This window comes from Sphingomonas sp. MM-1 (genome assembly GCF_000347675.2).
GTDB lineage: Bacteria > Pseudomonadota > Alphaproteobacteria > Sphingomonadales > Sphingomonadaceae > Sphingomonas_E > Sphingomonas_E fennica.
In genome coordinates, this window is record NC_020561.1 from 2,022,594 (window position 1) to 2,038,410 (window position 15,817).

At 68.5% G+C, this 15,817-nt stretch carries 15 protein-coding genes; 12 read left to right on the plus strand and 3 right to left on the minus strand.

Going from position 1 to position 15,817, the window contains the following annotated elements:
- Positions 1-14 precede the first annotated feature (14 nt).
- From araH to G432_RS09800, 3 genes are read left to right on the plus strand one after another with little or no spacing between them, the layout of a single operon-like run.
- A complete protein-coding gene (gene araH, locus G432_RS09790; protein WP_015458666.1) occupies positions 15-1,031 on the plus strand; it encodes an L-arabinose ABC transporter permease AraH in 1,017 nt (338 codons plus the stop codon).
- On the plus strand, positions 1,028-2,173 hold the full coding sequence (gene dgoD, locus G432_RS09795; protein WP_015458667.1) for a galactonate dehydratase: 1,146 nt from the start codon (positions 1,028-1,030) through the stop codon (positions 2,171-2,173). The genes araH and dgoD overlap by 4 nt, the downstream gene beginning before the upstream one ends.
- Positions 2,167-2,913 carry an SDR family NAD(P)-dependent oxidoreductase gene (locus tag G432_RS09800; RefSeq protein WP_015458668.1) on the plus strand — a complete coding sequence of 249 codons (747 nt, stop codon included), beginning with the start codon at positions 2,167-2,169 and terminating at the stop codon, positions 2,911-2,913. Before dgoD ends, G432_RS09800 begins: the two co-directional genes overlap by 7 nt.
- Positions 2,914-2,916: 3 nt before the next feature.
- Here the strand turns inward: G432_RS09800 and G432_RS09805 are convergent, their stop codons facing one another.
- Positions 2,917-3,345, minus strand: coding sequence for a CoA-binding protein (locus tag G432_RS09805; RefSeq protein ID WP_041865311.1), 429 nt, complete (start codon positions 3,343-3,345; stop codon positions 2,917-2,919).
- Between the two features lie 25 nt (positions 3,346-3,370).
- A complete protein-coding gene (locus tag G432_RS09810) occupies positions 3,371-4,384 on the minus strand; it encodes an Mrp/NBP35 family ATP-binding protein (RefSeq protein WP_015458670.1) in 1,014 nt (337 codons plus the stop codon).
- Between the two features lie 72 nt (positions 4,385-4,456).
- On the opposite strand from G432_RS09810, the gene hflK reads away from it, so the two are divergent.
- The 7 genes from hflK to G432_RS09845 all read left to right on the plus strand — a co-directional run bounded on the left by hflK (position 4,457) and on the right by G432_RS09845 (position 13,192).
- Positions 4,457-5,599, plus strand: a complete 1,143-nt coding sequence (gene hflK, locus G432_RS09815; RefSeq protein ID WP_015458671.1) for an FtsH protease activity modulator HflK — start codon at positions 4,457-4,459, stop codon at positions 5,597-5,599.
- Positions 5,596-6,462 (plus strand): protease modulator HflC, encoded by an 867-nt coding sequence (gene hflC / locus G432_RS09820; RefSeq protein WP_015458672.1) that lies wholly within the window; start codon positions 5,596-5,598, stop codon positions 6,460-6,462. The genes hflK and hflC overlap by 4 nt, the downstream gene beginning before the upstream one ends.
- 132 nt (positions 6,463-6,594) lie before the next feature.
- Entirely contained in the window at positions 6,595-8,151 is a 1,557-nt protein-coding gene (locus G432_RS09825; protein ID WP_015458673.1) for a Do family serine endopeptidase, read from the plus strand.
- Between the two features lie 62 nt (positions 8,152-8,213).
- On the plus strand, positions 8,214-9,875 hold the full coding sequence (locus G432_RS09830) for a helicase HerA-like domain-containing protein (RefSeq protein WP_015458674.1): 1,662 nt from the start codon (positions 8,214-8,216) through the stop codon (positions 9,873-9,875).
- A 30-nt stretch (positions 9,876-9,905) separates the two neighbouring features.
- Complete coding sequence (locus G432_RS09835; RefSeq protein WP_015458675.1) at positions 9,906-10,538, plus strand: hypothetical protein; 633 nt, start codon at positions 9,906-9,908, stop codon at positions 10,536-10,538.
- Between the two features lie 57 nt (positions 10,539-10,595).
- Positions 10,596-11,552, plus strand: a complete 957-nt coding sequence (locus G432_RS09840) for an isopenicillin N synthase family dioxygenase (RefSeq protein ID WP_015458676.1) — start codon at positions 10,596-10,598, stop codon at positions 11,550-11,552.
- Positions 11,553-11,668: 116 nt separating this feature from the next.
- Entirely contained in the window at positions 11,669-13,192 is a 1,524-nt protein-coding gene (locus G432_RS09845; RefSeq protein WP_015458677.1) for a S10 family peptidase, read from the plus strand.
- Positions 13,193-13,257: 65 nt separating this feature from the next.
- On the opposite strand, the gene queF is transcribed toward G432_RS09845, so the two are convergent.
- Positions 13,258-13,704 carry a preQ(1) synthase gene (gene queF, locus G432_RS09850; RefSeq protein ID WP_015458678.1) on the minus strand — a complete coding sequence of 149 codons (447 nt, stop codon included), beginning with the start codon at positions 13,702-13,704 and terminating at the stop codon, positions 13,258-13,260.
- 86 nt (positions 13,705-13,790) lie between these two features.
- Between queF and sseA the strand changes: the two genes are divergently transcribed.
- Complete coding sequence (gene sseA, locus G432_RS09855; protein ID WP_015458679.1) at positions 13,791-14,630, plus strand: 3-mercaptopyruvate sulfurtransferase; 840 nt, start codon at positions 13,791-13,793, stop codon at positions 14,628-14,630.
- Entirely contained in the window at positions 14,627-15,817 is a 1,191-nt protein-coding gene (gene metC / locus G432_RS09860; RefSeq protein ID WP_015458680.1) for a cystathionine beta-lyase, read from the plus strand. Before sseA ends, metC begins: the two co-directional genes overlap by 4 nt.

Sequence of the window (15,817 nt, forward strand, 5' to 3'; positions counted from 1 at the left end):
CGCAAGGATCCATAATGGCCCAATCCTCCCCACCGCTCCTCCGCCGCCTCGGCGCCGCAGGCCCGCTGCTGATCTTCGTCGTGCTGTTCGCGCTGCTTTCCGTGTTCGTGCCCGACTTCTTCGGCGTCCGTAACATGCGCGGCCTGGTGCTTTCGGTCACGCTGGTCGGCACCATCGCCACCACGATGATGCTGGTGCTCGCCCTGCGCGAGGTGGATCTTTCGGTCGGATCGATCACTGCGCTTTCGGGCGTGGTCTGCGCGGTCGTGATCGCAAGCACCGGCAGCGTCGCGGGCGGCGTGCTGGCGGGGCTTGCCGCCGGCGGCGCGGTCGGCCTCGTCAACGGTCTGGTGATCGCGCGGCTGAAGGTCAATTCGCTGATCGTGACCCTGGCGATGATGGAGATCGTGCGCGGCCTCGCCTTTCTCGCTTCCGGCGGCGAAGCGGTGTCGATCCCCGCCGAGCGCTTCTACGAACTGGGTTCGGGGACGCTGCTCGGCATCAACTATCCGATCTGGATCATGATCGCCTGCTTCATGCTGTTCGGCGTGCTGCTCAACCGCACCGTCTTCGGCCGCAACATTCTGGCGATCGGCGGCAATCCGGAAGCCGCGCGGCTGGCCGGCGTGCCGGTGGATAGCGTGCGGATCACCGTGTTCTGCCTGCAGGGGCTGATCGCGGGACTGGCCGGCATCGTGCTGGCCGCGCGCATCACCAGCGGCCAGCCCAATACCAGCCTGGGGCTGGAGCTGGCCGTCATCTCCGCCTGCGTGCTCGGCGGCGTATCGCTGGCCGGCGGCGTCGCAACGATCACCGGCGTCGTCATCGGTGTGTTCATCATGGGTGCCGCACAGAACGCGCTCAACCTGCTCGATGTGCCGACCTTCTACCAATATGTGGTGCGCGGCGGCATCCTGCTGGCCGCCGTGATCTTCGATCGCCTGCGCCAGGCCGGCGGCCTGCGCCTGGCAAGGCGCGCCGCATCTCCATCCCCGTCCCAATCGAGTGAGAAAGGCTCCGCCACCGCATGACATCCATCGCGCGTATCGAATGGTTCCTCGTGCCGCCCCGCTGGCTGTTCGTGCGGGTCGAAACGTCGGACGGCGTGGTCGGCTGGGGCGAGGCGAGCCTCGAGGGCTTCGCCGAAGCCGTGGCCGGCGCACTGGAACATATCAAAGACCGGCTGATCGGCCATGATCCCGACAGGATCGAGGATGCCTGGCAGATGTGCCACCGCCTCGGCTTCTATCGCGGCGGGCCGGTGCTGATGTCCGCCATCTCCGGCATCGACCAGGCCCTGTGGGACATAAAGGGCCAGCGGCTCGGCGTGCCCGTGTGGCAGATGCTGGGCGGGAAGGTGCGGGATCGCGTGGACGTCTATGCCTGGATCGGCGGCGATCGCCCGGCCGACGTCGCGGAGGCGGCCGCCCGCCGAAAGGCGCAGGGGTTCCGTGCCATCAAGATGAACGGCACCGAGGATCTGGGCTGGCTCGACAGTCCGTCCCGGCTGGCGGAGCCGGTGGAGCGCCTGCGGCTGGTGCGCGAGACGGGGATGGACGCGGGCATCGATTTCCACGGCCGCGTCCACCGGCCGATGGCGCGCCAGCTCGTCCACGCACTGGAGCCGCTCGGGCCCCTGTTCATCGAGGAACCGCTGACATCCGAGCATCCGGAAGCGATAGCCCAGCTCGCGGGCCAGACGCACGTGCCGCTGGCATTGGGCGAGAGGCTCTATTCGCGCTGGGATTTCAAGCGCCTGTTCGAAATGGGCGCGGTCGACATCATCCAGCCCGATCTCAGCCATGCGGGCGGCATTTCGGAAGTGCGCCGCATCGCTGCCATGGCCGAGGCCTATGACGTGGCCGTGGCGCCGCATTGCCCGCTCGGGCCGCTGGCACTGGCGGCGTGCATGCAGATCGCCATCGCCACGCCCAATTTCGTCATCCAGGAAATGTCGCTCGGCATTCATTACAACCGCGCGGATGCCGACCTTGCGACCTATCTCGAGGATGATTCGGTGTTCGCGATCGAAAATGGCAGCGTTGCCGCCCTGACCGGCCCCGGCTTGGGCGTGCGGATCAACGAGGCCCGCGTGCGGGAAGCCGCGCGCGATCCGCATCGCTGGCGCAACCCCGCATGGCGTGGCCGGGACGGAGCCTTGCGCGAATGGTGACGCGGCCCCGCTTCGCCGGCAAGGCGGTGATCGTTACCGGCGCGCTCGGCGGCATCGGCCGGGCCGTGGCCGAAGCCTTCGCGCGCGAGGGCGCGCACCTGATGCTCGCCGATCTCGCGCCGGCCGAAGGCGCCCTTTTCGAAGACCTACGCGCGCTGGGCGCCGGCAAGGTTGCCGGCGCGGCCTGCGACGTGAGCGACGAAGACGCCGTCGGCCACGTCGTCAATCGCACGCTTGCCGAGCTGGGCGGCTTCGACGTGGTGGTGAACGTGGCCGGCGCGATGATCTACAAGCCGATCGCGGAGCTGACGGGGGCGGACTGGCATCGCCTGCTTTCGGTGAACCTGCTGGGCGCCGCTTATTTCGCCACCCGCGCGTTGCGCCACATGGCAGCCGGCGGCGCGATCGTGAACGTCGCCTCGGTGCATGCGCAGCAGACGTCGCCGCTGGTCGCTCCTTATGCCGCGGCGAAGGCCGCCTTGTGCAGCCTCACCCGCACCACGGCGATCGAGGGCAAGGATCGCGGTATCCGCGCCAACGCCCTGCTGCCCGGCGCGATCGACACGCCGATGCTCTGGTCCAGCCCAAACATCGCATCCGGCGCCGAAGTGATCGAACCGGGCGACGTCGGCCGGCCCGAGGATATCGCCTCGGCCACGGCCTTTCTCGCATCGGATGAGGCTCGCTTCATCTCCGGCGCGTCGCTGCTGGTGGACGGGGGGCGGCTGGCCAAGCTCTGAAGGTCAGGCGACGGGGGGCAGGCCCAGGCGCGGGATTTCGATCGCGGGGCAGCGGTCCATCACCACCTTGAGGCCGGCCGCCTCGGCGCGGGCGGCAGCGGCTTCGTTGACGACGCCCAGCTGCATCCACACCGCCTTCGCGCCGGCCGCGATCGCCTGGTCCACCGCCTCGCCCGCCGCTTCGGGTCGGCGGAAGATATCGACCATGTCGATCGGATCGCCCAGCTGGGACAGCTCCCGCCAGATGAATTCGCCATGGACATGCTCGCCGGTGATCTGCGGGTTCACCGGGATCACGCGATAGCCATGATCCTGCAGGAAGCGCATGACGCCGTAGCTCGGCCGGTCGGGCCGGTCGGACGCGCCGATCATCGCAATGGTCCGCACTTCGGACAGCAGGGCTGCGATATCTTCGTCGGACGTGAGCGGCACGGTCATTCTCCTCTGTTCGTCCCGTTCAGAACGTAGGAGCGGCCTTCGCGTTCAGCCAGCCCATCAGCGCGCCGGCGATATCGAGGAAAGGCTGGGCGATCGCCTCGCCATGGGCTGCCGGCGGATCGCCCGCGTCGGATGCCTTGCGGATCGCGATCTCCAGCGGCACGCGGCCGAGGAAGGGCACGCCCAGCGCCCCGGCAGCCGCCTCCGCGCCCCCGGCGCCGAAGGGGTCGCTCACCTCGCCGCAATGGGGGCAGGCATAGCCGGCCATATTCTCCACCAGCCCGATGATCGGCACCGTCGCCTGGCGGAACAGGTCGATCGCGCGGGTGGCATCGATCAGCGCCAGATCCTGCGGGGTGGAGACGATGATCGCGCCCGCGGGCTTGTGTTTCTGGATCAGCGAGAGCTGCACGTCGCCGGTGCCGGGCGGCAGATCGAGGATCAGCGTGTCCACATCCCCCCAGTCCGCCTCGATCAGCTGGCCCAGCGCGTTGCCGGCCATCGGCCCGCGCCAGGCGATCGCCTGCCCCGGCTTCACCAGATGGGCCATGGACAGCATCGGCAGGCCGAAGGGAGATTCGATCGGCAGCAGCCGCTGGCCCTCGGCTTCGGGGCGGCGGCCCTCGGTGGCGAGCAGCCGGGCCTGCGACGGGCCGTAGATATCCGCATCCACCAGCCCCACCTTCGCGCCCAGCCGCTTGAGCGCCACCGCCAGATTGGCCGCCAGCGTCGATTTGCCGACGCCGCCCTTGCCGCTGCCCACCACGATCAGCCGCCGCGCCGTCTTCTCCGCCGTCATGGCAATGCGCACGTCGCGCAGCCCGCCGAGGCCGATCAGCTTCGCCCGGATCGCCCGTTCCAGCCCGGCGCGGTCGTCGCCCGAAAGGCCGGTCACGTCCAGGATCACGCTGGCGGTGGCATCGGCATCGTTGACGCGGGGTGCGGCCGCCCGCCCGCTCGCGATCAGGCCGCGGCCCGAAACGGGATCGGCAATGGCATCGAGGGCGGCGGCGAAAGGATCGGAATCGCTCATGATTGGCGCCATAGGCCACGCAAACGGCGGATGGCACTGTTTTTCCGCGAACCGCTACTTATAATGACGCCCATGCAACAGATTTCCGGCCCGTCCGCTTCTTCCATCGCGCACCTGAACGAAAGCGGCGGGGGCGGCCCGTGGGGCGGCGGCGGATCGGGCGGGTCCGGCGGCAATGGCGGCGGGGACGGCGGCGGCCTCGGCCCGCGCAATCCGTGGAGCCAGCCTCCGCGCAAGCGCCCCCCGGGCGGCGGCGGCGGCAAGAATCAGGGGCCGAGCGCGCTGGACGAGCTGCTGCGCCGCGGCCGGGAGAAGATGGGCGGTGGCGGCGGCATGGGCGGCATGCCCCAGTTCCGCGGCCGGCCACTCTGGTTCTGGGGCCTGCTGGGCTTCATCGCCATCTGGGTCGCCATCACCAGCATCCACACGATCGGCCCGCAGCAGCGCGGCGTCGTCACCTTCTTCGGCGCCTATGCGCGCACGATGGGCACCGGCCTCAACTTCTCGCTGCCCGCGCCCTTCGAGATCGTCCAGAAGATCGACGTGGACGAGATCCGCACCGTCGACATCGGATCGACCAGCGAAAGCTCCGAGAATCTGGTGCTGACGGGCGACCAGAATATCGTCGACCTCGCTTATTCCGCGCGCTGGAACATCCGCGATCCCGAACTTTACCTGTTCGAGCTGGCCGATCCCGACGACACGATCCGCGAGGTCGCCGAAAGCGCGATGCGCGAGGAGCTGGCCCGCGTCACCCTGAACGACGCGATCGGCCCGCAGCGCAGCCAGATCGAGGCCCGCGTCGCCGCCCGCATGCAGGAATTGCTGGACAGCTATCGCGCCGGCGTCGCCGTGCAGGGCGTGGCGATCAAGCAGGCCGATCCGCCGGCCGCCGTGAACGACGCCTTCAAGGAAGTGACCGCCGCCCAGCAGCTCGCCCAGTCCTTCCTCAACCAGGCGCGCGCTTATGCGATGCAGAAGACGGCCCAGGCATCGGGCGAGGCGCAGGCGTTCGACAAGGTCTATGCCGAATATAAGCTGGCGCCCGAAGTGACGCGCAAGCGCATGTATTATGAGACGATGGAGAAGGTTCTGGCCAAGACCGACAAGACGGTGATCGAGGCGAACGGCGTGCAGCCCTATCTGCCGCTGCAGCAGCTGCGCCGGCCGGAAGCCGCCACGCCGCCCGCGACCGCGCAGGGAGCCGGCCGATGAGCCCCGCCGATCGCTTCGGCCGCACCCCCACCGCCTGGCTGGTGCTGGCCGCCATCCTGCTCGCCGCCCTGCTGATGTGCGTGAAGGTGGTGCCCGAAACCAAGCAGGCGCTGATCGTCCGCTTCGGCCAGCCGGTGCAGGTGGCCAACCGCTATCACGCCAATGAGGATTTCGGCCGCACCGGCGCGGGCCTGCTGTTCCGCATCCCCTTCGTCGAGCAGATCATCTGGGTCGACAAGCGCGTGCTCGATTTCGACATGCAGCGCCAGGCGGTGCTTTCGACCGACCAGCTCCGGCTCGAGGTCGACGCCTTCGCCCGCTACCGCATCGTCGATCCCCGGCGGATGTTCGTATCCGCCGGCAGCGAGAAGCGCGTGGGCGAGGCCCTGCGCCCGATCCTGGGGTCGGCGCTCCGCAACGAGCTGGGCAAGCGGCCCTTCGCGGCGCTGCTCAGCCCCGAACGCGGCCAGGTGATGGACAATATCCAGAACGCGCTCGCCCGCGTCGCCCGGCAATATGGCGCGGAGATCGTGGACGTCCGCATCAAGCGCGCCGATCTGCCCAGCGGATCGCCGCTGGAAAGCGCCTTCCAGCGCATGCGCACCGCGCGCCAACAGGAAGCCCGCTCCATCGAGGCCGAAGGCCGCAAGCAGGCCCAGCTCATCACCAGCGAGGCCGATGCCGATGCCTCGCGCGTCTATGCCGAAAGCTTCGGCAAGGACCCGGCCTTCTACGATTTCTATCGGGCCATGCAGTCCTATCGCATCACCTTCGGGACGGACGGCAATGAGGCGTCGGGAGCTTCGTCCGTAATACTCTCGCCGGACAACGAATATCTTCGCGAGTTCCGCGGGCGGCGCTAGATAAGGACAGGGTTGGGCAGGCGGCGTTCATTCAATCGCCGTTCAGGCGCCGCTTCCCACCTAATATAGGCTCGCGCCCCGCCCGTTCGACCAGATGGCGGCGCGGGGGGAATATCTGAGGAGTCTGCGATCGTGCGATACGCTTATGCCATCACTGCCGCCCTGCTCGCCGGCGGGGCCTCTGCGACGATGGTGCTGCAGCAACCGGTGGGGGCACAGGTGGCGCAGAACGCGCCGGGCCAGATCCAGGCCGCGGCGCCGCGCCCCGGCGCGCCGCTGAGCTTTGCCGATCTCGCCGCCAAGCTCCAGCCGGCGGTGGTCAACATCTCCACCACCCAGCGGGTGCAGGTGCAGAACCAGAACCCGTTCGCCGGCACGCCCTTCGGCGACCTGTTCGGCCGCTTCGGCGGCAGCGGCGACGGCCAGCCGATCACACGCGAGGCGACGTCGCTCGGCTCGGGCTTCATCGTGTCGCCGGACGGCTATGTCGTCACCAACAACCATGTGATCTCGGGCGGCGCCCAGGGGCGCGGCATCGTCAGCTCGGTGGTGGATTCGATCACCGTCACGCTTCCCGACCGCAGCGAATACAAGGCCAAGGTGATCGGCCGGGATCCCTATTCGGATCTCGCCCTGCTCAAGATCGAATCGAAGACGCCGCTGCCCTTCGTCCAGTTCGGCGATTCCACCCGGACGCGCGTGGGCGACTGGGTGGTCGCGATCGGCAACCCCTTCGGCCTGGGCGGCACGGTGACGGCGGGCATCGTATCGGCGCTGCACCGCTCGATCAGCGGCGGCGCCTATGATCGCTACATCCAGACCGACGCCTCGATCAACCAGGGCAATTCCGGCGGCCCGATGTTCGATCTTTCGGGCAATGTGATCGGCATCAACACCGCCATCTTCTCGCCCACCGGCGGCAATGTCGGCATCGGCTTCGCCATCCCGGCGGAACAGGCCAAGCCGGTGATCGAGCAGCTCAAGGGCGGCGGCCGGGTGAAGCGCGGCTATCTGGGCGTCGGCATCCAGCCGATGAGCGAGGATATCGCCTCCGGCCTCGGCCTGCCCAAGGATCGCGGCGAGATCGTGAGCCGGGTCGAGCCTGGCGAGGCGGCCGCCCGCGCCGGCATCCGCCAGGGCGACGTGATCGTGAAGGTCAACAACCGCGAGGTCACGCCGGACGAGACGCTGAGCTACATCGTCGCCAATTCGCCCGTCGGCACCCGCATGCCGATCGAGCTGATCCGCGACGGCAAGCGCATGACCCTGACGGTGGTGGTGGGCGAACGCCCGCCCGAGGACCAGCTTGCCGCCGCCGCCGGCGATGACGATGATGGCGACGGTTCGGCCACGCCCGCGCCCAACGCCCAGTCGACGCGCCAGTCGATCGGCCTCGGCGTGCAGGCCCTGACGCCCGAGGTCGCCCGCCAGCTCGGCGTGCCCACCACCACGCGCGGCGTGGTCGTGGCGCAGGTCGATCCGAACAGCGATGCGGCCCAGGAAGGCATCCAGCGCGGCGACATCATCCTTTCGATCAACCAGCGCCCGGTGACGACGGTGGCCGATGCCGCCGCCGCCGTGGATGCCGCGCGCAAGGCCGGCCGCTCCACTGCCCTGCTGTTCATCCAGCGCGGCAACGGCACGCCGCGCTATATCGGCGTGAAGATCAACTCCGGCAGCGGCAACTGATCGCGCGATTGCCTAAATCCCGTCGTCATGCTGAATTCCCTTCGGCATGACGACGGAGATCCATGGGCATGACCGACGACACTAGCGGCATCTTCATCGGCACGAGCCCCGCGGCCGGCCCCCAATATCTCAACCTCCGCCGCGCCAACCGCCACGGCCTGATCGCGGGCGCCACCGGCACCGGCAAGACCGTCACCCTCCAGGGTATCGTCGAAGGCTTTTCCCGCGCCGGCGTTCCCGCCTTCGTCGCCGATGTGAAGGGCGATCTTTCCGGCATGGCGCTGGCCGGATCACCGACCGACAAGCTGCACGACACCTGGGCCGCGCGCGCCGCCGAGATCGGCTATTCCGACTGGGCCTACGCGGACAATCCCGTGGTCTTCTGGGACCTGTTCGGCGAGCAGGGCCATCCCGTGCGCACCACCATATCCGAAATGGGGCCGCTGCTGCTGGCGCAGCTGATGGGGCTGAACGAGGTGCAGGAAGGCGTGCTCTCGATCGTCTTCCGCGTCGCCGACGAACAGGGGCTGCTGCTGCTCGACCTGGGCGACCTGCAGGCGATGCTGACCCATGTGGGGGAGAATGCCGCCGATCTCACCACGCGCTACGGCAACGTCACCAAGCAGAGCGTGGGATCGATCCAGCGCCAGCTCCTCCAGCTCGAATCGCAGGGTGGCGACCGCTTCTTCGGCGAGCCCGCGCTCGACATCGCCGATTTCATCACCACCGATGAAAAGGGCCACGGCACGATCAACATCCTCGCCGCCGACAAATTGATGGCGAGCCCCAAGCTCTACGCCACCTTCCTGCTCTGGCTGATGTCCGAACTGTTCGAGACGCTGCCCGAGGTGGGCGATCCGGACAAGCCGAAGCTCGTCTTCTTCTTCGACGAGGCGCACCTGCTGTTCGATGACGCGCCCCCGGCGCTGCTCGACAAGATCGAGCAGGTGGTGCGGCTGATCCGGTCCAAGGGCGTCGGCATCTACTTCATCACCCAGAATCCGATCGACATCCCCGAAAAGGTGGCGGGCCAGCTCGGCAATCGCGTGCAGCACGCGCTGCGCGCCTTCACCCCGCGCGACCAGAAGGCGGTGAAGGCGGCGGCCGAAACCTTCCGCGCCAACCCGGACGTGGACGTCGCCACCGTGATTACCGAGCTGAAGGTGGGCGAGGCGCTGGTGTCGCTGCTCCAGGCCGATGGCGCGCCGTCGCCGGTGCAGCGCACGCTGATCAAGCCGCCGTCCAGCCGGGTCGGCCCGCTGACGGAGAAGGAGCGCGCGATCATCCGCTCCGTCTCGCCCATCGACGGCAAATATGACACGGCCATCAATCGCGAGTCCGCCGAGGAGATTCTGGCGGCCAAGGCCGGGGAGGCCGCCGCCGCCGCCGCGGAAGCCAGGGCGGCCGCGGAGCAGGCGAAGCTGGATGCCGCCAAGGCCAAGGAGGACGAAAAGGCCCGGATCGCCGCGGAACGGGAAGCCGCCCGGCAGGCGAAGGAAGCCGAACGCGCCCGCGTCGCCGCCGAGCGCGAGGCCGCGAAGCCCGACGCCCTCGACAGGGCGATCACCTCCGCCACGCGATCGGCCTCCTCCTCATTGGGCCGGCAGGTGGCGAACGAGCTGGGTCGCCAGATCTTCGGCGGCAGCGGCCGTTCGCGCAGCGGGGGCGGCATCGCCGGCCAGCTCGTGCGCGGCATATTGGGCGGCCTGTTCAAGGGGCGCTGACGGCGGCGGCGGCAGAGGGAGACCGGAACGATGGCGCTGATACTGGCCGCGCTGGCGCTGCTCCAGTCGATCGACGCGACGCCCGATCCGGCAAGCCTGGCCGGCGCCTATAACGGATCGCGGGCGGAGGTGGCGGCCGAGCTGATCCTCCGCCCGGACGGCCGCTTCGAATATGGGCTGGCCTATGGCGCGCTGGACGAGACCGCGTCCGGCCGCTGGCACGTCGCCGCCGGATCGGTGGTGCTGGACAGCGATCCCGTCCGCGCACCGGCCTTCAGCTTCACCGATCGCGGACGCGGGGAACCGGGTGTCGTCACGGCCCGGCTGGTTCTGCCCAAGGAACTGAACCCGCAATTCTTCTCCTTCGTGCTGGTCGGCCCGATGATGTCGCCCGTCGAAGGCCGTGTCCGACAGGATGGGACGGCGGAAATCGCTTATGATCCCGCCCAGCCGCCCCGCGCCATCCACCTGATCCTGCCGATCTACGATCTGGTCAGCCAGGAATTCCCGCTGGACCTAAAGGGCGGCGGACGGCGGATCGAGGTGCGTTTCGCCCCCAATGATCTCGGCCGCGCCGCCTTCAACGGCACGCGGCTGCCGATCGACGGGGACAAGCTCCATTTCGAGCGGTTCGGGGAGGCGATCACCTTCCGGCGGCGATAAGGGGCGGCTTCGGCGCAGCCGATTGAGCGTCGCCACGGCCGCACTATAAGGGCGGCCATGACAAGCCTTCACAATGCCGATCAGGATCGCGTCGCCTCCGTCTCGCTGCTGCGGGCCGGGGCCGATCCCATGGAATTCGCCCGGGCGCTGGGCGGCAGCTTCGAACGCTACGGCTTCGCCATCGTCGCCGATCACGGGATCGATGCCGCGCTGATCGCGCGCGCCGATGCCGCCGCCCGCGCCTTCTTCGCCCTGCCGGAGGAGGTGAAGCGCCGCTATCATGTGCCCGGCACCGGCGGCGCGCGCGGCTACACCCCCTTCGGCGTCGAGACCGCCAAGGATGCCGTCCAGTCCGACCTCAAGGAATTCTGGCATGTCGGGCGCGAGCTGCCGGCCGGCCACCGCTTCGCCGAATATATGCAGCCCAATCTGTGGCCCACGGAAATCGCCGATTTCCGCGAAACCCAGCTCGCGCTGTTCGATGCCTTCGACGCCACCGGCCGCAAGCTGCTTTCCGCCATCGCCCGCTATCTGGGCCTCGCGCCCGACTGGTTCGACGATACGGTGGCGGACGGCAATTCGGTGCTGCGCCTGCTCCATTATCCGCCGGTATCGGCCGATGCGCCGGGCATCCGCGCGGGCGCGCACGAGGATATCAACACCATCACGCTGCTGCTGGGCGCCGAGGAAGCGGGCCTCGAGCTGCTCGACCGCGACGGCCGCTGGCTGGCGGTCGCGCCCAATGTGGGCGAGCTTGTGGTGAATGTGGGCGACATGCTGCAGCGGCTCACCAACAACATGCTGCGGTCGACCACCCACCGTGTCCGCAACCCGCCGCCCGAACGGCGCGGTTTCTCGCGCTATTCCATGCCCTTCTTCCTGCATTTCCGCCCCGATTTCCTGATCGAAACGCTGCCGGGCTGCACGGGCGAGGGCCGGCCCGACCTCTATCCCGAACCGATCACCGCGCACGATTATCTGATGCAGCGGCTGCGGGAGATCAAACTGCTGTAATAGTGTTGCAAATCACCGTCGGCGCGGCATAACGGCAGGCCTCAACAACCGCCGTATGTGCCGAGGTCTTGGGGGGATCGGGGCTCGTGCGGTCCATAAAAGGGGCTGCATTCCTCATGAAATTCCGTTCGTTGCTGCTTGCCTGCGCGATAGCCGCCTTCCCCCCCGCCGCTTATGCGGACGTGCCCGCCAAGGACGAGAAGAAGGCCGAACAGCCGGCGGCCGAAATCCCCCCGCCCACCGTTTCCGTCACCAAGCATAGCGGCCGTTTCGGCGGCACGACGATCAACTATCGCGCCACCGCCGGCGAAACCTATCTGAAGGATCAGGACGGCAAGCCGATCGCGGCGATCTATTCCACCTCCTATGTGAAGGAAGGCCCGGTCGATCCGAACCGGCCGATCACCTTCCTCTACAATGGCGGCCCCGGCTCCGGCTCGCTGTGGCTCCACATGGGCGCCTTCGGCCCGAAGCGCGTCGCCATCCCGTCCGACGCGCGCGACGATGGCGCGCCGCCCTATCCGATCGTCGACAATCCGGAGAGCCTGCTCGACGTCACCGACCTCGTCTTCATCGATCCGGTCGGCACCGGCTTCTCGCGCGCGCTCGGCAAGAAGGACCCCAAGGATTATTGGGGCGTCACCAAGGACGCGAAGTCGATCGCCGAATTCATCCGCATCTGGCTGAACGAGAATGGCCGCTGGAACGCGCCCAAGTTCATCGGCGGCGAAAGCTATGGCACCACCCGCTCGGCGGCGCTGCTGAACGAGCTGGAAGGCACCTATAACGACGTCGCGGTCAACGGCGTCATCCTGATCTCGACGATCCTCGATTTCGCGGCCGGCGCGGATACGCCCGGCAACGAGATGACGCACATCCTGAACCTGCCGTCGATGGCGGCGACCGCCTGGTATCACAACAAGGTGAGCGGCGACCGCCCGGCCAAGGTGGAGGATTTCGTCGCCCAGGCCCGCGCCTTCGCCGCCGGCCCCTATGCCGCCGCGCTGCTGAAGGGCAATGCGCTGGGCGCCGAGGAACGCGCCAGCGTCCGCCAGCAGCTTTCGCACTTCACCGGCCTGTCCGAACAGTTCCTCGACCGGGCGGACCTGCGCGTGCTGCCCAGCCGCTTCTACAAAGAGCTGCTGCGCGATCGCGGCCTCACCGTCGGCCGCCTCGACAGCCGCTACACCGGCGTCGACTATGATTCGGCGGGCGAGGAGCCGGACAATGATCCCAGCTTCTACGGCATCGACGGCGCCTATGCGGCGGCGATGAACAGCTATGCCCGCCAGACGCTCGGCTTCAAGACCGAGCGCGACTATATCAGCATCGGCGGGGTCAGGGGCTGGGACTGGAAGCTGGAAGGCGCCGGCCGCGACCAGGAAGTCTATATGAACGTCGCCCCCTATATCGGGCGGGGCCTGCGCGAGAATAGCGGCCTGCGCATCTTCGTGGGCCAGGGCTATTATGATTTCGCCACGCCCTTCTTCGCGGCGGAATATTCGCTGTCGCGGACCGGCATGCCCACGGACGGCCGCATCCAGTTCCATTATTACGAGTCCGGGCACATGATGTATGTGCGCGAACAGGATCTGAAGAAGCTGTCGGCGGATGTCCGCCAGTTCATCCGCTCGCGTTAATCGTCATCCTGAAGCCTGGCCGCCATGCCCGCGCAAGCCGGCCTGGCGGTCGGGCCGGGGAGGCTTCATCCCCGGCCGCGATAGGGGGCGACCCCCTGATCGGGCAGCCACAGCCCCGCCGGCGGCGGGCCGGACTGCCAGAACACGTCGATCGGGATGCCGCCGCGCGGATACCAATAGCCGCCGATCCGCAGCCATTCGGGCTTCATCTCGTCGAACAGGCGCTGGCCGATGCCGACGGTGCAATCCTCGTGGAAGGCGCGGTGGTTGCGGAAGCTGCCCAGGAACAGCTTGAGCGACTTGGATTCGACGATCGTTTCGCCCGGCGCATAATCGATCACCAGATGGGCGAAATCCGGCTGCCCCGTCACCGGGCAGAGCGAGGTGAATTCGGGCGCGGCGAAGCGCACCATATAGAGGCTTCCGACGCGCGGATTGGGGACGTAATCGAGCACCGCTTCCTCGGGGGAGGCGGGCAGCGCGCTGGCCTGGCCAAGATGGATCGGGTTCATGCCGCCCCACCTAGGTAAGGCCCGGGGCTTGCGCAACCTCGCCACGCGCGCGGCGATCGGCTAGGCGGGGGCCGAAGGAGCAGGCGATGGACCCACTGGTTTCGACCCGATGGCTGGCGGATGCGATGGACGAGCCCGATCTCGTCATCCTCGACGCGAGTTATTTCCCGCTCGATCCCACACGCGATCCGGCGGCCGAATATGAAGCAGACCATATTCCCGGCGCCATGTTCATGGGGCTGGCATCGCTGGCCGACACCAATTCCCCCCTGCCCGGCATGCTGCCCCCGGCGGAGAAATTCGCCAGCCGGATGGCGGCGCTGGGCATCGGCGACGGCAGCCGCGTCGTCCTCTACGATTCGACGCCGCACCGCACCTCGGCGCGCGCCTGGTGGATGTTCCGCACCTTCGGCAAGAACCAGGTCGCGATCCTCGACGGCGGCTTCCAGACATGGCAGGCCGAGGGCCGCCCGCTGGAAACCGGGCGGCGGGAGACGCGCCACCGCCACTTCACCGTCTGGAAGGACGAGGCGCGCGTCCGCGATCTCGATCAGATGCGCGCCAACCTCGCCAGCGGGGCCGAGCAGGTCGTCGACGCCCGCGGCGCGAAGCGCTTTACGGGCGAGGAGGCCGATCCGCGCGGCCTCGCTTCCGGCCATATCCCGGAATCGCGCAGCCTGCCGATGGATCGCCTGCTGAACGCGGACGGCACCTTCAAGGACGAAGCCGGCATCCGCGCCGAATTCGCCGCCGCCGGGATCGATCTCGCCCGGCCGCTCGTCACCACCTGCGGATCGGGCGTCACGGCGGCGACGGTGCTGTTCGCCGCCCATCTGATCGGCAAGGACGATGTCGCGCTCTATGACGGGTCGTGGAGCGAATGGGGCATGCGCCCCGACACACCCAAGGCGCTGGGGCCGGCATGAGCGATACGGACGATCGGGCTTTCCGCCCCGCGACAGAGGTTGTGGCGGCAGGGCGGCGGCGGGAATGGACGCAGGGCGTGGTCAACACGCCGGTCTGGCGGGCATCGACCATATTGTTCGACAGCGTGGGCGACCTGCGCGCCGCCGTCGCCAGCCCCAACGACCGGCTCTATTACGGCCGGCGCGGCACGCCGACCCAATGGTCGCTGGCCGATGCGCTGACCCGGCTGGAGCCGGGCGCGGAAGGCACGATGCTCTACCCGTCGGGCGTGGCGGCCGTCGGCATGGCGCTGCTTTCGGTGCTGAAGGCGGGGGACGAGCTGCTGATGGTCGATTCGGCCTATGAGCCGACGCGCGCTTTCTGCCGCAACGTGCTGGCGCCGATGGGCGTCACCACCCGTTTCTATGATCCGCTGATCGGCGCCGGCATAGCCGAGTTGTTCGGCGATCGCACCCGCGCCGTGTTCATGGAGAGCCCCGGCAGCCTCACCTTCGAGGTGCAGGATATCCCGGCGATCTGCGCGGCCGCCAAGGCGCGCGGCATCGCGACCCTGCTCGACAATACCTGGGCGACGCCGCTTTTCCTGCCCGCCATCGCCAGCGGGGTCGATCTGTCGATCCTCGCCTGCACCAAATATATCGTCGGCCATTCGGATGCGATGCTGGGATCGGTGACGGCGGCGCCCGGCCTGCTCGATGGCCTTCGCCGCATGACCCACGCCTTCGGCCAGCATGTCGGCCCGGACGATGCGGCGCTGGGCAGCCGGGGGCTGCGCACGCTCGACGTCCGGCTGCGCCAGCACCAGGCCGGCGGGCTGGAGGTGGCGCGCTGGCTGGAAACGCATCCCGCCGTCGCCCGCGTCCTCCATCCGGCCCTGCCCTCCTGCCCCGGCCACGACCTGTGGCAGCGCGACTTCCGGGGTGCTTCCGGGCTGTTCGCCTTCGTGCTGGCCGGCGGCAGCGACGCGGACCGCGCCGCCCTGATCGACGGGCTCGACCTGTTCGGCATCGGCTTTTCCTGGGGCGGCTTCGAAAGCCTGGCCCTGCCGGTCGATCCGGCGCCGATCCGCACCGCCACCCGCTGGCAGGCGGAAGGGCCGCTCGTCCGGCTCCATATCGGGCTGGAGGACCCCGCCGATCTGATCGCCGACCTGAAGCGCGGGCTGGATCGCTACCCCGGCCGCTGA

Bases quoted from the DNA above. Each gene is read 5' to 3' on its own strand.
- hflK (WP_015458671.1), top strand. From the start codon at position 4,457: ATGCAACAGATTTCCGGCCCGTCCGCTTCTTCCATCGCGCACCTGAAC.
- sseA (WP_015458679.1), top strand. From the start codon at position 13,791: ATGGACCCACTGGTTTCGACCCGATGGCTGGCGGATGCGATGGACGAG.
- G432_RS09810 (WP_015458670.1), bottom strand. From the start codon at position 4,384: ATGAGCGATTCCGATCCTTTCGCCGCCGCCCTCGATGCCATTGCCGAT.
- G432_RS09845 (WP_015458677.1), top strand. From the start codon at position 11,669: ATGAAATTCCGTTCGTTGCTGCTTGCCTGCGCGATAGCCGCCTTCCCC.
- dgoD (WP_015458667.1), top strand. From the start codon at position 1,028: ATGACATCCATCGCGCGTATCGAATGGTTCCTCGTGCCGCCCCGCTGG.
- queF (WP_015458678.1), bottom strand. From the start codon at position 13,704: ATGAACCCGATCCATCTTGGCCAGGCCAGCGCGCTGCCCGCCTCCCCC.
- araH (WP_015458666.1), top strand. From the start codon at position 15: ATGGCCCAATCCTCCCCACCGCTCCTCCGCCGCCTCGGCGCCGCAGGC.
- G432_RS09840 (WP_015458676.1), top strand. From the start codon at position 10,596: ATGACAAGCCTTCACAATGCCGATCAGGATCGCGTCGCCTCCGTCTCG.
- G432_RS09835 (WP_015458675.1), top strand. From the start codon at position 9,906: ATGGCGCTGATACTGGCCGCGCTGGCGCTGCTCCAGTCGATCGACGCG.
- hflC (WP_015458672.1), top strand. From the start codon at position 5,596: ATGAGCCCCGCCGATCGCTTCGGCCGCACCCCCACCGCCTGGCTGGTG.
- metC (WP_015458680.1), top strand. From the start codon at position 14,627: ATGAGCGATACGGACGATCGGGCTTTCCGCCCCGCGACAGAGGTTGTG.
- G432_RS09830 (WP_015458674.1), top strand. From the start codon at position 8,214: ATGGGCATGACCGACGACACTAGCGGCATCTTCATCGGCACGAGCCCC.
- G432_RS09800 (WP_015458668.1), top strand. From the start codon at position 2,167: ATGGTGACGCGGCCCCGCTTCGCCGGCAAGGCGGTGATCGTTACCGGC.